The sequence below is a fragment of the Litoribacter ruber genome, from assembly GCF_018449405.1.
GTDB lineage: Bacteria > Bacteroidota > Bacteroidia > Cytophagales > Cyclobacteriaceae > Litoribacter > Litoribacter ruber.
In genome coordinates, this window is the sequence record NZ_JAHCMY010000009.1 from 13,480 (window position 1) to 31,078 (window position 17,599).

At 44.2% G+C, this 17,599-nt stretch carries 17 protein-coding genes; 8 read left to right on the top strand and 9 right to left on the bottom strand.

Translation table 11 applies throughout. The features are described 5' to 3' along the window. The first annotated feature begins 69 nt into the window (after positions 1 to 69). Positions 70 to 684 carry a deoxynucleoside kinase gene (locus tag KI659_RS14110; RefSeq protein ID WP_213946101.1) on the top strand — a complete coding sequence of 205 codons (615 nt, stop codon included), beginning with the start codon at positions 70 to 72 and terminating at the stop codon, positions 682 to 684. Here the strand turns inward: KI659_RS14110 and KI659_RS14115 are convergent. The 3 genes from KI659_RS14115 to KI659_RS14125 are packed head-to-tail and all read right to left on the bottom strand — an operon-like array spanning position 681 to position 1,982. Then, on the bottom strand, positions 681 to 1,328 hold the full coding sequence (locus KI659_RS14115; protein WP_213946012.1) for a DUF7255 family protein: 648 nt from the start codon (positions 1,326 to 1,328) through the stop codon (positions 681 to 683). The genes KI659_RS14110 and KI659_RS14115 overlap by 4 nt on opposite strands. After that, positions 1,328 to 1,795, bottom strand: a complete 468-nt coding sequence (locus tag KI659_RS14120) for a DUF2452 domain-containing protein (RefSeq protein ID WP_213946013.1) — start codon at positions 1,793 to 1,795, stop codon at positions 1,328 to 1,330. The genes KI659_RS14115 and KI659_RS14120 overlap by 1 nt, the downstream gene beginning before the upstream one ends. Further along, positions 1,767 to 1,982: a hypothetical protein gene (locus tag KI659_RS14125; RefSeq protein ID WP_246535421.1), complete on the bottom strand. Its 216-nt coding sequence runs from the start codon at positions 1,980 to 1,982 to the stop codon at positions 1,767 to 1,769. Before KI659_RS14125 ends, KI659_RS14120 begins: the two co-directional genes overlap by 29 nt. A 529-nt stretch (positions 1,983 to 2,511) precedes the next feature. Between KI659_RS14125 and KI659_RS14130 the strand changes: the two genes are divergently transcribed. The 3 genes from KI659_RS14130 (at position 2,512) to ggt (ending at position 7,067) form a co-directional block, all read left to right on the top strand. Beyond that, on the top strand, positions 2,512 to 2,850 hold the full coding sequence (locus KI659_RS14130; protein ID WP_213946014.1) for an Hpt domain-containing protein: 339 nt from the start codon (positions 2,512 to 2,514) through the stop codon (positions 2,848 to 2,850). 138 nt (positions 2,851 to 2,988) lie between these two features. Then, positions 2,989 to 5,343 carry a S9 family peptidase gene (locus KI659_RS14135; protein WP_213946015.1) on the top strand — a complete coding sequence of 785 codons (2,355 nt, stop codon included), beginning with the start codon at positions 2,989 to 2,991 and terminating at the stop codon, positions 5,341 to 5,343. Further along, positions 5,340 to 7,067, top strand: coding sequence for a gamma-glutamyltransferase (gene ggt, locus KI659_RS14140; protein ID WP_246535422.1), 1,728 nt, complete (start codon positions 5,340 to 5,342; stop codon positions 7,065 to 7,067). The genes KI659_RS14135 and ggt overlap by 4 nt, the downstream gene beginning before the upstream one ends. 237 nt (positions 7,068 to 7,304) lie before the next feature. Here ggt and KI659_RS14145 read toward each other — a convergent pair whose 3' ends face one another. The 5 genes from KI659_RS14145 to KI659_RS14165 all read right to left on the bottom strand — a co-directional run bounded on the left by KI659_RS14145 (position 7,305) and on the right by KI659_RS14165 (position 12,320). Further along, positions 7,305 to 8,945 carry an OmpA family protein gene (locus KI659_RS14145; protein ID WP_213946016.1) on the bottom strand — a complete coding sequence of 547 codons (1,641 nt, stop codon included), beginning with the start codon at positions 8,943 to 8,945 and terminating at the stop codon, positions 7,305 to 7,307. A 9-nt stretch (positions 8,946 to 8,954) separates the two neighbouring features. Further along, the gene (locus tag KI659_RS14150) at positions 8,955 to 9,926 is read right to left on the bottom strand and encodes a deoxyhypusine synthase family protein (protein ID WP_213946017.1); all 972 of its coding nucleotides are present in this window, start codon (positions 9,924 to 9,926) and stop codon (positions 8,955 to 8,957) included. A 102-nt stretch (positions 9,927 to 10,028) separates the two neighbouring features. Beyond that, entirely contained in the window at positions 10,029 to 10,643 is a 615-nt protein-coding gene (locus KI659_RS14155) for an OmpH family outer membrane protein (protein ID WP_213946018.1), read from the bottom strand. 158 nt (positions 10,644 to 10,801) lie between these two features. Continuing rightward, positions 10,802 to 11,704 carry a histone deacetylase family protein gene (locus tag KI659_RS14160; protein WP_213946019.1) on the bottom strand — a complete coding sequence of 301 codons (903 nt, stop codon included), beginning with the start codon at positions 11,702 to 11,704 and terminating at the stop codon, positions 10,802 to 10,804. Positions 11,705 to 11,738: 34 nt separating this feature from the next. Continuing rightward, positions 11,739 to 12,320: a hypothetical protein gene (locus KI659_RS14165; RefSeq protein WP_213946020.1), complete on the bottom strand. Its 582-nt coding sequence runs from the start codon at positions 12,318 to 12,320 to the stop codon at positions 11,739 to 11,741. Positions 12,321 to 12,464: 144 nt separating this feature from the next. Here KI659_RS14165 and KI659_RS14170 point away from each other — a divergent pair, with 144 nt between their 5' ends. Beyond that, on the top strand, positions 12,465 to 12,893 hold the full coding sequence (locus KI659_RS14170; RefSeq protein ID WP_246535423.1) for an AlbA family DNA-binding domain-containing protein: 429 nt from the start codon (positions 12,465 to 12,467) through the stop codon (positions 12,891 to 12,893). A 9-nt stretch (positions 12,894 to 12,902) separates the two neighbouring features. Here KI659_RS14170 and KI659_RS14175 read toward each other — a convergent pair whose 3' ends face one another. Next, on the bottom strand, positions 12,903 to 13,265 hold the full coding sequence (locus KI659_RS14175) for a phage holin family protein (protein WP_213946021.1): 363 nt from the start codon (positions 13,263 to 13,265) through the stop codon (positions 12,903 to 12,905). A gap of 295 nt (positions 13,266 to 13,560) precedes the next feature. On the opposite strand from KI659_RS14175, the gene KI659_RS14180 reads away from it, so the two are divergent. The 3 genes from KI659_RS14180 (at position 13,561) to KI659_RS14190 (ending at position 17,345) form a co-directional block, all read left to right on the top strand. Then, positions 13,561 to 14,310: an acyl-CoA desaturase gene (locus KI659_RS14180; protein WP_213946022.1), complete on the top strand. Its 750-nt coding sequence runs from the start codon at positions 13,561 to 13,563 to the stop codon at positions 14,308 to 14,310. 184 nt (positions 14,311 to 14,494) lie between these two features. Further along, positions 14,495 to 14,863 carry a BlaI/MecI/CopY family transcriptional regulator gene (locus tag KI659_RS14185; protein ID WP_143961411.1) on the top strand — a complete coding sequence of 123 codons (369 nt, stop codon included), beginning with the start codon at positions 14,495 to 14,497 and terminating at the stop codon, positions 14,861 to 14,863. Between the two features lies 1 nt (position 14,864). Then, entirely contained in the window at positions 14,865 to 17,345 is a 2,481-nt protein-coding gene (locus KI659_RS14190; RefSeq protein ID WP_213946023.1) for a TonB family protein, read from the top strand. Positions 17,346 to 17,599: the final 254 nt, after the last annotated feature.

Here is a 17,599-nt window from a genome sequence, read left to right on the forward strand (position 1 = left end):
TTTTTTGCCCTATTGGCTGTTATTTTTTTATATTTTTGCAAACCCTTATACAAAATGAAAAAACAACCCATGCATATCGCCGTATCCGGAAACATCGGTAGTGGAAAAACTACCCTTACTGAAAAACTGTCCAAACATTATGGCTGGAAGGCTGAATTTGAGGCAGTGGAGAACAATCCGTATCTGGCGGACTTCTACGAGGATATGCAGCGCTGGTCCTTTCACCTGCAGGTTTACTTTTTGAACAGCCGCTTCAACCAGATCCAGAAGATCCGGGAGAGTGAAATCTCCATCATCCAGGACCGGACGATCTATGAGGATGCCTATATATTTGCGGCCAACCTACACAAGTCCCAGCTGATTTCCGAGCGGGATTACCACAACTACCTCAACCTGTTTCACAGCATGATCGATTACGTGAAGGCTCCAGACTTGTTGATCTACCTCAAGGCGGACATCCCAAAGCTGGTCGGGCAGATAGAGAAAAGAGGAAGGGATTATGAAAATGCCATCCGAATCGATTATTTGAAAAATTTGAATTCCCATTACGAGGAATGGATTGGCAGCTATGACAAAGGCAATTTGTTGGTGGTGGATGTCAACAACCTTGACTTTGTGGCCAACCCCGAGGATTTTTCCAACATAGTGGGAAAAATCGACAGGGAAATCAACGGTTTGTTTTAAAGTTCGGCCTTACGCTGCAGCCACTTGGCCAGCCCCAGCTTCACTTGGGGGTCTGGTGAGAGGATGAGTTGCTCCACCGATTTCAGTCCACCGCCGAGCATGATGTTTTCATACTTGGCAATACGCACCAATCTGTAGCCGTAAAGTCTGCTGAAAAGGTCAATCTGTGCGTCATTGTAAGCATTCAGTTTCCACCCGCTGGAGCCGTTGCCTGTCAAATCACCCGGATCTTCAGATTTGCCAAAATGGGTTTTGGCCACAGGGGGGCCGTTCCATATCCTATCCTGCATCCCCGACTGGAGACAGTCTTTCTCGTAAGTTCGGCAAAGCCGCAAATAGGCGTCTTTCCAGCCAAAAGCAAATAGGTCATACAGCTCAGTTTTGAGGGTTTTCAGCCGGTAGCGGTTGAAATGGTTTTCATTGTCGTAGAAAAACAGGGTGTTGCCCACCTTGAAATCCGCCCGGACTTTGGGCAAAATGATCAGCCCGTTGTTCCCGCCAAGTTCATTATAGACCTCCTTGATCAGAGCTTTTCCCTTGTCATCCAAAATGGATGGGGAAACATGAAAATCAAATTGGGGATATACTTCTATATCCTGATCCAGAAGGGTCTGGATGAGGTAATTAATCTTGATGTTGTGCACTAGTCTTTATTTTTTGCGCCTTTTCGGATAATTTCCCAAGTGTGGTCGGCCAATAGTTTTACTTCGGCCAAAAATGTGGCATTATTTTTTCTGCCCCATTCTTCGGGAGCAACCATACTCAGAAAATCACCATCATTTTGCTTTTCATATAAAAAATAATGATGGTTGATTAAGGGTTCAAAAGACATGGATGCCTGATAAATGCGGTGCGAAATCTCCTTGCGGGCCTGTAGGGCTTTGGCCTGGTCAGCTAGGAGTTGCATCTGCTGGTAGATTTGGGCCATCTGCATATCCGTTTGCGTTTCCATTGCAGAAAGGGCCCTTCCGGTGATCTTGCCTTTGTCTTCGGGTTTGATCACGGCACTGCCAGTATGGTGGGCATGGTCTAAGGTGCCAGGTGAATCGGTAGTCTTTTCCTTGAGTTCGTCAAGGTCAATTTTACTGATGTCTATCTTGTTTTTCCCCATGGGTATTGAGTGTATCGCTTGGAGCCATTCGTTCTTTTAAATTTCCCTTTGAACCGGGAAAAGTAGTCCTGGTGGAAATATCGATTCCAATCAGGAGCATAATAAGCAGGAAAATGACTCCTATGATGATGAATAGTTTCTTGTTCTTGTTCATGTAAGCTTCCCTATAATAATGGACAAAGGGCATTGGAGGTTCAAATTTAAGTAAAAAGAGTTGGATGGGCGATAATTAAATGGGCCACTAAGAGCACAAAATTTAAGGAAGGGCACTAAGGCTTCTTCGCGGCTATCAACTCGTCACCTCGACTGAAGCGAAGCGAAATGGAGAGGTCTAGAACGGATAGTGAGCGTAAATAAAATGGGCCACTAAGAGCACAAAATATAAGGAAGGGCACTAAGGCTTCTTCGCGGCTATCAACTCGTCACCTCGACTGAAGCGAAGCGAAATGGAGAGGTCTAGAACGGATATTGAGCGTAAATAAAATGGGCCACTAAGGACACACCGTATATGAAAGGACACGAAGGCTTCTTCGCGCATAACAGCGATTGATGCTGAAAGACTTGGCACATGGTACCAAGTATCTGGTACCCAAGATGAGCTTTAAATAATTATTAAAAAATATCCAAGAGGTTTAACAAATTTTAAAATACATTTTACTATCTTTATAATGCATTTTTTAATTGAATAACTTTTTGGAAACATCGTGACGGATTTTATGTATACAATCATTCATAAGGGCACAATTTTTCATTATTTTGGAGAGGACGATGAGATGGCCAACCAAATGGTGGAAGTCATACTCAATACCAACCTCAAAGACCTCATGGAGCTACCAGAGCTTTATGAGCAAAAAGAATGGGCTAAAATCAAAGTGAGGTGCCACAAGGGCAAATCCACCATGAGTTACATCGGTGCCCTACAGGTGAGGAAAATGCTCGAGGAAATAGAATCCGATCCGGAAACCATCTATCCCCAACACCGGGATCAACTCATGCAGGATCTCCAAACCGTAGACGAGGAATTGCGTTTTTTTTTGAATGAACAATTCGGCTAACCACCCTTAGCCACAACCACTCACAAAAGAAATATTGTAGATAGTCCAATTTTAACACAAATTGGACTATTATTTTGCCCTTTTGCCAAGTGGCAACGAGATTTAGCAAAGGAAAACAAACGCTGAACATCATTACCTATGAAAAAACATTTCATTTTAGGCCTGTTTGCTGCTCTAAGTTTGCAGTATGCATCAGCCCAAACTAGTGACCTGTCGGTTCCCAAGATCATGCAAGACCCCAAATGGATGGGGACCTTTCCATCCAAAGTGCAATGGGACCAGCAAGGGGAAACGGTATATTTTGAGTACAACAAAGAGGGTGACCCTGCCGACTCCCTCTACAAAATCCAGATAGCCTCCCCTACCCAAATCGAAAAGGTAAGTCTGCAGGAGAAAAAGTCACTTCATCCTGGCGGAGGAGTTTACAATCAGGACAGAAGTAAGAAGTTATATGTAAAGGACGGTGCCCTGATGCTTTTTGAGGTTTCCAAAAATGAAAGTCAAACCCTGGTTGACCTTGGTAACCGTATAAGCAACCCGATGTTTGTGGGCGAGCACATAGCCTTTGAATCCGGGCAGAACCTATATACGGTTGACATTTCCACTGGGCGCTTGAAAAAGATCACCAACATTAATTCTGGCTCAAAGCCTAAGGAAAAAAACGGTGAAAAGTCTGAAAAAGAGCAATGGTTGAAAGAGGATAACCTAGAACTCCTGCAGGTAATCAAAGAGCGTGAGGAGAAGAAGGAGAAGTCAGATGAGTATAAAAAACAGACTGCCGACAAGGAAAAGTTTACATTCTATGCGGACAATAAAGGTGTAAGCAGCCTTTCCCTTTCTCCAGATTTGAAATATGCAACCTTTACTCTAGTAGAGCGCATTAGTCCTAAAAGCACTGACGTCCCTGATTATGCGGATGCCACAGGATATACCATCAACCTACCTGCAAGGCCTAAGGTAGGTCAGGATGCATCTAAAATGCAACTGGCCATCTATGACCTGGAGCGGGATACGGTAATCATTGCAGACATGAGCGGACTAGAGGGGATCCAGGACTTACCTGATTATACTTCAGACTATCCGGATAAAGAATGGAAAAAAGAAGATCGCGAAGTGATACCTGCTAAAGTCCATTTTTCTGACAACAGCGAACACGCAGTATTGAGCATCAGATCGCAAGACAACAAAGATCGTTGGATTGCCAAGGTTGATTTGGACAATGCGACCGTCAGCACCCTTGACCGCCAGCGTGATGAGGCATGGATTGCGGGGCCCGGCATAGGGTACGCTTTCGGGGGCGGTACTTTTGGCTGGTTGCCGGACAACCAACACATTTATTTCCAATCCGAGGAATCGGGATATTCCCATCTCTATCTTTTGGACATCAATTCGGGGCAGAAGAAAGCCTTGACTCAGGGCGAGTATGAGGTATTCAATCCCCAGCTTTCCAATGACAAGAGCCACTGGTATCTTTCCACTTCTGAGGTTCATCCAGGTGAAAGACATTTCTACAGAATGCCTGTGATGGGCGGGGAAATGGAAAAGTTGACCCATATGGAGGGTAATAATGATGTGTCTCTATCACCGGATGAAAAACACATGGCCATCCTTCATTCCTACAGCAACAAGCCTTGGGAACTGTATCTGCAGCCTATAGGCGAATCGGATGCCCAGCAGATTACGGATGGAAAATCCGAGGATTTTAAAGCCTATGACTGGAGAGATCCCGAATTGGTGCAGTTTCAGGCTGAGGATGGCGAAATGGTTTGGGCAAGATTGTATAAGCCTGAGGAAGGAAAAAGCAACGGTGCAGGTGTAATATTTGTACATGGTGCCGGATATCTTCAGAATGTCCATAAATGGTGGTCCAATTATTTCAGAGAATACATGTTTCATAACCTCCTGACAGATTTGGGCTACACGGTGCTGGACATAGATTATAGAGGCAGTGCCGGATATGGCAGGGATTGGAGAACGGGCATCTACCGCCACATGGGAGGCAAAGACCTTTCTGACCAAGTGGACGGTGCCAAATACTTAGCTGAGCAACACGGCGTTGATGCTGAGAGGATGGGGATTTATGGTGGAAGCTATGGAGGTTTTATTACCTTAATGGCCCTATTTAACGAGCCGGAGTATTTCCATGCCGGTGCGGCATTGAGGTCGGTTACCGACTGGGCGCACTACAACCATGGCTACACTTCCAACATTTTGAATGAGCCGTTCAATGATCCTATTGCTTATAGAAGGTCGTCTCCTATTTATTTTGCAGAAGGCCTGAAGGGTCACCTTTTGATCGCCCACGGTATCGTGGATGTCAACGTACACTTTCAGGATGTGGTAAGGCTTGCCCAGCGCTTGATTGAGTTGGAAAAGGATAATTGGGAAATGGCTGTGTACCCGGTGGAAGACCACGGTTTTGTGGAGCCCAGCAGCTGGACAGATGAATACAAGAGAATCTTGAAACTCTTTAACGATAACTTATTGAAATGATTAAAAGCTTAAACTTAAGAGGGCTGCCAGTAATGGCGGCCCTTCTATTGATCTTATTTTCCTGCAACCAACCGGGCACCCAGCCTGGGGGGCGCGGGGTAGAAGGCTCATCGGAAATTGGGGTGCTGGCCGACAGCGCCATGGTGGTATCTGCCCATCCACTGGCCTCTGAGGTCGGGGTGGAGATTCTCAAGAAAGGTGGGAATGCGGTAGATGCGGCTATTGCTGTACAATTTGCTTTGGCAGTGGTTTTTCCCGAGGCCGGCAATATCGGTGGCGGGGGATTCTTTGTGATCAGAGATGCTGAAAGGAATTATGAAACGCTGGACTTTAGGGAAAAATCTCCTATCAACTCCTCCAGAGATATGTTTTTGGATGAGGATGGTGAGGCCCAGGCCCAGAAAAGCCAAAGGGGCCATTTGGCCTCGGGCATTCCCGGTTCGGTAGACGGCATGGTCAAGGCTTACGAGCGCCATGGAACCTTACCTTGGGCGGAACTGGTACAGCCGGCTATAGACTTGGCCAACGGCTTTGTATTGACTGAAAGAGAAGCCAAAAAATTCAAAAACGCCTCCCCTACTTTCAAAGAGTTCTCTACTGTGGACCCGGTACAGTTTACCGGCAAAGACTGGCAGGAGGGCGACACGTTGGTGCAGGCACAGTTGGCACAGACACTTACCTATATCCGTGACAATGGCAGGGATGGTTTTTATAAAGGTCCAGTGGCCAAGGCCATGCTGGATGAAATGCAGAGAGGTGGTGGCGTATTCACTCAGGAGGATTTTGATCAATATGAAAGTGTATGGAGAGCCCCTTTGATTGGTAACTACAAGGATTACAAACTCATCACCATGGGTCCGCCTAGCAGCGGAGGGATAATTATTTTGCAGATGCTAGGCTTATTGGAGAAATATGAGCTGGATCCCAATCCGGATAATTTTGCAGATTACCTTCACCTGAAAACTGAGCTTGAAAGAAGGACTTACGCTGACAGGGCTGCTTATATGGCTGATGCCGATTATTACCCAGTCCCGGTGAAAACGTTGATTTCAGAAGAGTACCTCGATCAGCGCTTCCAGGATTATGATTCAAATAAAGCGACACCTTCCAGTGAAATATTTGAGGGAGAAATTCCCCAGGAATCTGAAGAAACAACCCATTTTTCCATAATTGACAGTAAGGGGAATGCGGTTTCGGCCACGACCACCATCAATGGTTCCATGGGCTCTTATGTAGTCGTGGATGGTGCTGGCTTTCTGCTGAACAATGAAATGGATGATTTCTCGATCAAACCTGGTTTCCCAAATATGTTTGGCGTACTTGGCGGCGAAGCCAACAAGATTGAGCCTGGAAAAAGGATGTTAAGCTCCATGACTCCGGTGATCATGGAAAAGAACGAAGAATTGTACATGGTCGTGGGTACTCCCGGCGGCTCCACTATTCCTACTTCAGTTTTCCAGACCATCGTCAATGTCACTGATTTCGGAATGGGCATGCAGCAGGCTGTAAGCGCCAGAAGGTTTCACAGCCAATGGCAGCCTGACCACATCTACTTCGAAAGAGGCAAGCTGGATGAAGAGCTGAAATCCAAAATGGAAGCTAAAGGCCACAAATTTGAAGAAAGAGGGCCTATTGGAAGAGTTGACGCCATCCTGGTAAGAGAGGACGGCAAACTAGAAGGCGGCGCGGATCCTAGGGGTATGGATACGGCAGTGGGGTATTGATTGCGGAAGCAAGACACTACTTCGCAGAGGCAAATGGGCCACGAAGTACCACAAACCTGCCTAGACGGCAGTCAGGGTTTAAAAGAAGTTACATCAAGACTTCTTCGCTGACAAAGTTTTAGAGCAAAACAGGAAAAAAATAACCGCAGTAGCGCGGAATTCGCAGAGAATTAAATCTCCCTGTGTCCTCCGCGCCTCTGCGGTTTTCTTTAATGTAATTTTAGCGGTTAAGGAAAATCAATCCAAAATAACCAACTCAACCCTTCTATTCATATTCCTCCCCTCTTCGGTTTGGTTTTCGGAAATGGGTTTGGTACCGCCCCAGCCGGATACACGGATTCTTTCAAATTTGACCCCTTCATCAATAAGCAGGTTCCTGATCATACTGGCTCTACTCATTGAAAGTTCCTTGTTGAGTTGGGGATCACCCAGGTTATCGGTATGTCCTTCGATTCGGACCTTTAACTCAGGATTATCCTTGAGGAAGGAAGCCAGTTTTTTGATGTTTTCCAAAGAGCTTATATCAGTCAAGTCAGCCGTTCCCCTCTTGAACAGCACGTTATCCAAAACGATACTATTACCCTTGGCCGCAGGCGTAAGCATCACCGGATCGCGAAGTTCTGTTAAGGTGTTTTTTAAAAATGTCTGCGGGAAATATCCTTTTGCAAATATGGTCAGCCTGCGATCGCCACTCAATTCTTCAATTTCTTTCTTGGTAAGCACCGTTTCTTCCCCTGCCTTCACTTCCCTGATCTGATAATCTACCTCTTTTAGGGTCTGAATATCCAGCACCTTAATGGAAAGGGTTTTGGGCATAGAAGGCTGTGAGGCAGACCCCGTTACCTTGCGGGGCTGAACCTCGTCCAAGATTACCTTTTCAGCTTTTCTTGGCGATTCCGGGGCAGGCACTTTTGCTGGAAGTACCGTATTATTGACGGTTTCAATTTTTGTGGGTTTTTTTTCCACCTCTGGAAGTTGCTCTTCGATCACAGCCTCTGCCATCTGCTTTTGCATAATGTCAGCAATCATGAGGTCCCCAAATCCCTCACTGTTTTGGGTAGAAGTATAAATAGCCAGATTATCAGCATTGGCCATAAGATAGCCCAATTCCACGCCTTCGGTGTTGATTTCCCCAACTGGGGCCGGAGTGGTCCAGTTTTCCCATGACTCATCCAAACGGGTGGCATAGAAAACGTTTCTTCCCCCCTGCCCACCGTGGCCATTGGAAGAGAAGTACAAGGTTTTGGTATCTTCCGATAGGGATGGTGTCATTTCCTGTCGGTAAGTATTAATCTGAGGTCCCAGGTTTTGTGGAGTGCTCCATTTTCCATTTTCGAAGAAACTCACATATATATCCTCATTCCCGTAGGAGCTGAAGGATTCCAAGGTCATCACCATGATTTTGCCATTGGCATGCAGCCTCCCGCTAAAGTGGTCTGAATTGGTTCGGAATCCCAAAATCTTCACCATTTCCCCATACTGCCAACCTTGGTCACCCTTGTGGTAGCGATGGATCCCCTTAAACATCTCCCTGCCATCGTGATAGACCAAGGCCTCATTTTCGGAAGGAAAACCTATGAGTACATCATTCCCTTTGGATGAAAGGGCATGCACCTGCTGGGGTTCGGAGAATTGGCCAGAGGCATTTGGGCGGCTCATCCAGATATCCCCTGCATCCTGCACGCCTCCTTTGTTTTTGGGGTGAAATCCCACAGAAAAATATAAATCCCCACTAGGCGCCAATACGGGATGCTGTTCATCATATTCTGTATTGACCGCGCTTAGATCTATCTGCTGCGCTTGGGCGGTGCCCAAAGCAGAAAAAGCAAGCATTGTAAAAATGCCTGCTTTTTGAAAAGGTTTTGTGATTTGAATCATGCTTTGTTATTATTGTCCTAGTACGATCGCAAATACCAATGGAGCAACAATTGTAGCGTCTGATTCGATGACATATTTCGGGGTTTCTAGCCCGAGTTTCCCCCAAGTGATTTTCTCATTTGGAACGGCTCCGGAATAGGAGCCATAGGAAGTCGTAGAATCAGAAATCTGACAGAAGTAGCCCCACAATGGCACATTGTCGCGTTGCAAATCCTGGTGCAACATTGGTACCACACAGATCGGGAAGTCTCCTGCAATGCCTCCTCCAATCTGGAAGAAACCTACCTTGCTGTCCTCGGTCGCATTTTCGGTGTACCAATCTGCCAAAAACATCATGTACTGGATTCCGCTTTTTACGGTGTGCACATTTTTGATGTCTCCGGAAATGCAATGCCCTGCGTACATATTACCCAACGTGCTATCTTCCCATCCTGGTACGATGATAGGAAGATTTTTCTTGGCCGCTTCGAGTAACCAGCTGTCTTTGGGGTCAATCTGGAAAGATTCGTCCAGCTTGCCGGAGAGCAAAATCTTATAGAAAAACTCGTGGGGAAAATAGGATTCCCCAGCCTTATCTGCATTTTCCCATTCTTCCAAGATCACGTTTTCAATCCTTCTCATGGCTTCCATTTCCGGGATACAGGTATCCGTCACCCTATTCATATGGCGATCCAAAAGATCCTGTTCCTGCTCTGGAGAAAGCTCTCTATAATTAGGAATGCGCTCATAATAATCGTGGGCCACCAAGTTGAAAACATCCTCCTCCAGGTTGGCTCCCGTGCAGGTGATGATCTGAACTTTGTCCTGACGGATCATTTCTGCCAAGGAGATTCCCAGCTCGGCAGTGGACATGGCTCCCGCCAAAGTCACCATCATTTTGCCGTTTTGGTCAAGGTGGGTTTTGTATCCTTCCGCAGCATCGATCAGCGCAGCGGCATTGAAGTGTCTGAAATTATGTTTTAAAAACGTTGTTACATTCATAGATAAAATGGTTTTATATCCAGTAAAATTACCAAAATTAACACTAACAAAAAAAGCCCGGTTAAGAACCGAGCTTTTATATCCCTATTAATAAGGAGTTAATTACTTTTTCTCAGTTGTGTCTTTTTTCTGCTTGTAATGGCTGTTCATACCATCAATTACAGAAGTGGTTACGTCCAAACTGTTTTTAGCATACCATACGCCACCGCCTCTTGTATAAGACAAGATCATTTCAAGATTGTTTTCCTCGGCGTAAGTGGTTAGATAATCCTGAATCTGGTCATAAACTTCATTGTAAAGTTGGGCCTCATCAGCAGAAAGTTCCTGCATCAGGTTATCTCTGTAAGTAACCAGGTTTCTCTCTTTGGTCATCAATTCCTCCTGCTTGGCTCTTGACTGGTTTGGAGTCATGTTGTTGGCAGTTTGCTGGAAATTGGCAACCTCTTGCTCAAAACCTCTTGCGCGGTTAGAAAGCTCGCTTTCAAATTTCTTTCCCTTATCAGCGATCTCAGCACTTTTCTCCTTGAAGAACGTGAAGTTATTGATCACACTGTCGGTGTGGATATAAGCCACTTTAAGATCTGAAATTGATACTTCTGTGTCGTTACCTGCAGCGGCAGACGTGTTAGTGTTGGCAGTATTGCCCTGATTGTCACAGGCAGTGAAAGCCATGGCCGTTACGCCTAAAATTCCCAGTACTTTACCTAGTTTTCTCACTTTAATCTTTCATTTATTCAACTAGGGGCAAATATAAACAAACTATTCTTTTCCCAAATTTTAAACTTTATTAAAGTTGTTAATATAAGTTAAGAATTATCTAAGTGCTTATTTTCCAAGGGATAATTTTAGCAGCAGAGGATTAACCGAAGAAAAACCTAGAAGAAGATCTCTTGGGCCAACCTATAGGTATTGGCATGGGCTTCCAAAATCTGACTCAGTTTTTCTGAATATCCACCCCCCATACAGCACATGATGGGGACATGGTTTTTCTCTGCCAGAGTAAGTACAAACTTGTCCCTGTTTTTACATCCTTCCAAGGAGAGCCCCAATCTACCCAGCTTATCACTTTCGAGCACGTCCACCCCACACTGGTATATGAGGAAATCCGGCTGCACCTGATCCAGCAAGGGCGACAAGTAGCTGTCCAGAATTTCCAGATATCTATCATCCCCCACGCCATCGGGCAGGTCTATGTCCAGGTCTGATTTCTCCTTTTGCAAGGGATAATTGGAAGCCCCATGCATGCTGAAGGTGAAAACCTCGGGTTTATTCCTGAAGATCTCGGCTGTACCGTTGCCCTGATGCACATCCAGGTCTATCACCAATACTTGCTTGGCAAATCCCCTGTCCAATAAATAATTGGCTGAAATCGCGATGTCGTTGAGTAGGCAGAAGCCTTCTCCCCTATCGGTAAAAGCATGGTGAGTACCGCCGGCGATGTTCATCGCCACTCGGAACTCCAGTGCATACATGCAGGCCTCCACCGAGCCATCCATAATATGGATTTCCCGGTCCACAAGCTCTTTGCTTAATGGAAAGCCTGTCCTTCTGATTTCTGATTTGGACAATTCGAGCCCTTTGAGCTTGTCGACATAGGCGGGGTCATGGGTATTAAGCAGCCATTTGTCATCGAGCATCAGGGGCTTGAACAAATTTTCCTCCCGGATGGTACCCTCATAAATAAGCTGTTCGGGCAGGAGGTTATATTTTTCCATAGGAAACCTATGACCCTTGGGCAAAGGGTGTGCATATAGGGGTGACCAAGCTATTTTAAGCATTGAAATTCAAAGACACCGTGGGCCACATAACGACTTAACTTTCCTCCTCGTCAAAATCCTCCTCTTCAGCAGACTGAAAAGAATAAAGGGTTTCGTCAAGCACAAGGGTATCCTCTTTGAAATCCCTGATGAACTTGTCTATCACGGCATCGTCTATTGATTCCACATTAATTGCTGCATCAAGGCCTATACCGTAGTCATGGTTGGTATCCAGGTCCACAAATTCAGAAACCTTCACGGCTTCCTCATCTTCAATGTCCATAATAATTTCGGTGATGTACCAGCCAATTTCTTCCTCGTGGCTGGATAAAGGCTTCAGGTTACCGTTTTCGTCTTCTTCATAATGGATGCCCTCAAAATTGGGGAATTTCTGGGCGGCCTTGTGTTCGGCAAGCTCATATACTTCACTGGCATGGTGCAATCTTAGGGTGAAAAGCACGGAATCATAGATCACCTCCTTATTTTCATAGAGGCCTATAAAACGAAAATGGACATACTCATCGGAATTATCATCACTTGGTATGATTTTGAATGATTTACCGGTAGCCTTGAGTTCTTGCTTAAGGCCTTCTATCGACTCGGGCTTCATCCCGTCGTTTTCATGTTTTGTGAGCATTGTTTGAAATGTTTTCAATTTAAATTGGTGGTTAATGTGAGCAAATTTATTAAAACACCGTAATACTTTAAAAAGATATAGGTCAAGTAAAGCATACGATTCTCATTCAATTAATTAAATTACAACATATTATATAAAAATAAAATGATTTCTATAAAAAAAGATAACGATTTCATTAAGGAAATATTGAAATCCCAAGAAGGAATCCACCTGGACTTCAAACAGGGCATTTCCAATCAATCCAAGATTGCCAAAACTATTGCTGCTTTTGCCAATACCAAAGGTGGCAAACTGGTCATTGGCATCTCCGACAAAAAGCAACTTATAGGCATTGATGCAGAGGAAGAAATGTTTATGATCGATCAGGCCAACCAAAAACACCTACTGCCTCCGGCAGCATTAAGCTTTGAAATATTTGAAGTGGATTACATCGATGACGAAAAACTTCTCGAGGAAAAGTTTGTGCTCGTGGTCACTATTCCGGAGAGCAGCCAGAAGCCGCACCTCCATACTGAAAATGAAATCAACACCTTATATATAAGGGATAAGGACAGGTCCATACCCTCGGCTTAAAAACACAAATCACTTCCCTCCTAGAGACACGCCCAACAGAGAGTTGATTAAAGATAAAATAAAGCTGAACAGGAGTGCCCACCAAAATCCGGCTACTGCAAAACCCGGGATAATTTCAGCAGCTATCAGGATCATCAGCGCATTAATCACCAATAAAAACAGGCCTAAAGTCATCACCGTAATGGGAATGGTCAGCAATATAAATATAGGCTTGATGGTAATGTTCAGCAGAGACAAGAACGCCGCCACCACAATGGCTGTCAGGTAGCCATCCACACTTACTCCTGGCAATAAAAAGGCCGTGATCACTACCGCCAAGGCAGCCACGATTAACTGGACTAAAATCCCCATTGCTTCTTTTGATTTACTCATAAAGGTAGTTCTAATTTTTAAATATGGAAAGACTGTAAAAGAAAGCTTGCCACCCTCTCTAGAAGTAGGGACAACGTAGAGCATCAAGCCAGATTTACCAGGACCAACCACCGATTTTTCAATAAATTTAATAGAAAAGGAATTATTTCCGAGAAAAAGATCGTTAATAACTACTCGTTCGACTCCTAAAAAACATGATTCTTATCATGTTTAAGAAAAATTAGCCCCCCTTGGTTTATCTTTCTGGCAATTTGAAAGTATCTTTGTAATTCGTGTTAATTTAAATTCAGTATAAGTGATCCTAATCGTCTTCTTCTTACTCCACTGGTATTTCTCCTTGTTTTGCCAGAGCTTCTTCCTTCACCGTTATGCAGCCCACCAGATGTTTGTCATGAACAAATTCTGGGAAAGATTCTTCTATATCTTCACGTGGGTATGCCAAGGAAGCAGCTACCTGTCCCCTAGAGCCTATGCTGTCCTGCACAGAATGCACCATGCTTACAGCGACACTCCAAAAGACCCACACAGCCCACATCACACAGAAAATTTGTTCACCATGATGTGGAAGACTAAAAACATTTACAACGATTATTTCTCTTTCCGACTGAAGCCGGAAGAAAGGTTTTCAAAGGACGTTCCGGACTGGAACAAATTTGACCTTTTGGCGGATTCCATGATGGCTCGTGTAGGCTGGGGAGTTTTGTACATATTAATATATGTATTGAGCATTAGTGTATTTGAATTGCCTGGCACACACTGGGCAATGTACCTGTTGCTTCCAATCCACTTCATGATGGGACCTGTTCACGGAGCCATTGTAAACTGGAGCGGACACAAGTATGGCTACGCCAACTTTGACAACAATGACAAATCAAAAAATTCACTTCTACTGGATTTCCTTATGTTGGGCGAGTTGTTCCAGAACAACCACCACAAATTACCTAAAAGAGTAAACTTTGCGGTAAAGTGGTATGAGTTTGACCCGACTTATCCAATAGTTAAGTTGCTGCATGCCACAAGGATAATAAAGTTGAAGACAGCATAACCGAGAGCCGCTAGGAATAGCGGCTTTTTTGCGTCCAATTTACCGAACTGTTTAATTTTTAAACTAAATAATTTGTTTAAAAGAGAGGTTTTTACTATTTTTACAGTGCCGATAGAAAGATTTAGCCAAAAAATTTGCTTTAAAAAAACTAACTGATTAAGTTACAAAAAAAAACCATACGAACATGAGAGAATTAACACGCGCAGAAGAGCAGGTTATGCAGATTCTATGGGATATCGAGAAAGGTTTTGTCAAAGATATCCTCGCAAAAATGAATGAGCCGAAGCCGGCTTACAACACTGTGTCCACAATCATCAGGATTTTGGAGCGCAAAGGCTTTGTAAAGCACAAGGCTTACGGTAAATCCCACGAGTACTATCCAATAGTCTCCAAGGATTCATACAGAAGTTTCTCTATCAAAAACCTGTTGACAGGTTACTTTGGAGGGTCATTCACCAAACTGACCTCATTCTTTGCCAAAGATGAGAATCTTGATGTAAAGGAATTGGAGAAATTGATGGACGAGGTTAAGTCAGATGTAATCAACAAATAACATGGCCGGGGCTATCAATTATATTTGGCAGAGCACCTTTTGTCTGTTCTTTTTTTACGGAATATACTGGTGCTTTATCAAAAATGAGAAAGCCTTTACACTAGCTAGGATTTACATCTTAATTACCCCCCTCCTAGCCCTGCTTTTTCCCATAATTGAGATCCCGGTAGACTTTAACAAACCCAGCATTTCTCTGGAAAACACAAATTTCTATCAGGTGCTCGCTTCACAGCAAGCACCTGAAGAAATTGCTGGCTCATTTGGCCTCCCCGAGGTCACGGTAAGCAGTTCGCGGCTGCCCGTACTCTGGGAGATTACCGATTATCTTTTCATTGCTTATTTAATTATCACCCTATTATTGGCCGCCCGGCTGATAGCCCAATTTTATCAACTTCAGGCCCTTTTCAGGAAAGGCTGGTATGAGTCCTCCTACCACATCACGGACAAGTACCTTAAGATCCCCACCTTTGGCCTGGCCCCCATTTTTTCTTATTTCAACCGTCTCTTTTGGGATGACACAGAGAAATTGAATGAATCTGAAAAAGCGCAGATCATCAATCACGAAATTGAACACATCCGCCAGGGTCATACCTATGATGTGATCTATTATCAAATATTGAGTTTATTGTTTTGGTTTAACCCGGCCATACACCTCATGCGCACAGCGCTCATCGATACCCATGAATACCTGGCCGATGAAAAGGTGCTCGCCAAGGTTCCCAATAAAGAGAATTACAAGAAATTAATCATTAGAATAGCTTTTAAAGGCTTAGATCTTCCTATCGGCAACTATTTCATTAGATCTACAACCTTAAAAAGAATATTAATGATGAAAAAGTCGCCTAAAATCAACTGGTATAAAATGGTGATGGTACTTCCCTTGACAGCTATGTTGCTCGGGCTGGTGTCCATGAAAACCTATCAACCATCCTTCCTTACCGAAAGCATCAACAGAAGTGGCCTTTCCGAACTGGAAAACAAGCTGATAAATGCAAAAGACACCTTAGAGGTGGGCATCAAAGTGGTCAAAATCAAGCAGCCCAAACATTACGAGCTGATCAGCCCCTTAAAAGACGGCACCCTTACCGCGCAGATTGGAGAGTTGCAGTATACCTTTACCAATATCCAAGATGACCAGGAGTATATCAAGGTGTTGGGCATGATTGATAACCTTAGCATACAATCCATCACTACCAAGAAGTATGGCAAAATGTATGAGAAGAACGTGGATCAAGAAGCCAGGCCCAAGGGCGGAAAAGAAACCTGGAATCAATTCCTGAAAAACGCCATCTCCATGCCTGAAAAGGAAAGGATGCTGAATCTGCAAAGAGAACTGGAAATTGAATTTGTGGTGGATGAGAGTGGCAACATTACCAATCCCGTAGTCAAGAGAAGCTTTGGCGGAGGTTTGGATGAAAAGGTAATTGCTATTCTATCTGGTCCTGATGCTCCTAAGTGGGAACCTGCCAAAAAAGACGGCAAGCCTGTACCCACTGTGCATACGATCCGACACTTGCTTACCAGCCAAGGAGACCATACTGCAAGCCATGATTTCTTTCCAAAAGCACCCCGCCCCAAAACTGAAAGTCCAAGGACGGTCAGACCAGTAATTGGCGAAAGTGAGGTTTACGATGTGGTAGAAAATCCGCCTATGCCTGCTGGGGGAATGGAGGCTTGGAACAAGTACCTATCCAAAAATATCACCTACCCACAAAGAGCCAGAGAGAACAATATTGAGGGAACTGTTTATGTGGTTTTCACCGTATCCAAAGACGGAAAACTGGAAAACCCTGATGTTCTTAGGGGCATTGGAGGCGGTGCAGATGAGGAGGCCTTGAGGCTGATAGAAAATGCCGAGGATTGGATTCCTGGAAAACAAAGAGGTGAAGAGGTTGCCGTAAGGATGAGGTTGCCTATTAAGTTCAGAATGGCTGGAAGTGACAAAAAGGAGGAAAAAATCATTGACTCCCGCCCTGGCCACACAACCCCTGAAATTGTAGTAACCGGTTATGGCCCCGAGCCAAGTAAAAAACAGATCAATATAAACATTAAATCCAAGGATGAGGTCCAGTTCAACGGTCAGACTTTTGACCTGATCAAGTTTGAGGCCTACCTTGAAAACTATTTGAATCAACTGGAAAAATTCACTAAAGTCACTGCAAACATCTCTGCAAATGACAATGTGAACATGGGTAGTTTAAAAGACGTGGAAAAAGTACTTTCCAGAAAAGGAATAAGGTCTGTCAATTATACGGATTTACAATCAGATAAGGTTAATCTGAAATTAGACGAAAAAAGAGAAAAGCAACCTTTATTTATTGTAGATGGTAGGGTAACCGAATACGAAAAATTGAAAGAGTTGGACCCAAATAATTTTGAAAAATTCGAAGTGCTGAAAGATCCAGCCAGGACGACCTCCCTTTACGGTTCTGCTGCTAAACACGGGGCGGTCTTGATCACTACAAAAGAGGAGAAAAAATAATTTGGTTTTCCGCAATAACGACTGCCTGCAGCCAATGCAGCTGGCCTTTTTTCCTTTGATTGAAAGGACAGAAGCCTGCCCACCGTGATGGGACCGAAGACCGAAAAAGGCTTTATCCTAGCAACAGACCAAAACTCCGGCAGTTTCAAAGATGTAGGGGTAATATTGCTGGATACATATAAAAAATAAAACACTAAGTCGCTTCATTTAAATGGAGCGGCTTTTTTTTATAAAAAAGCATTTCACCACAAATT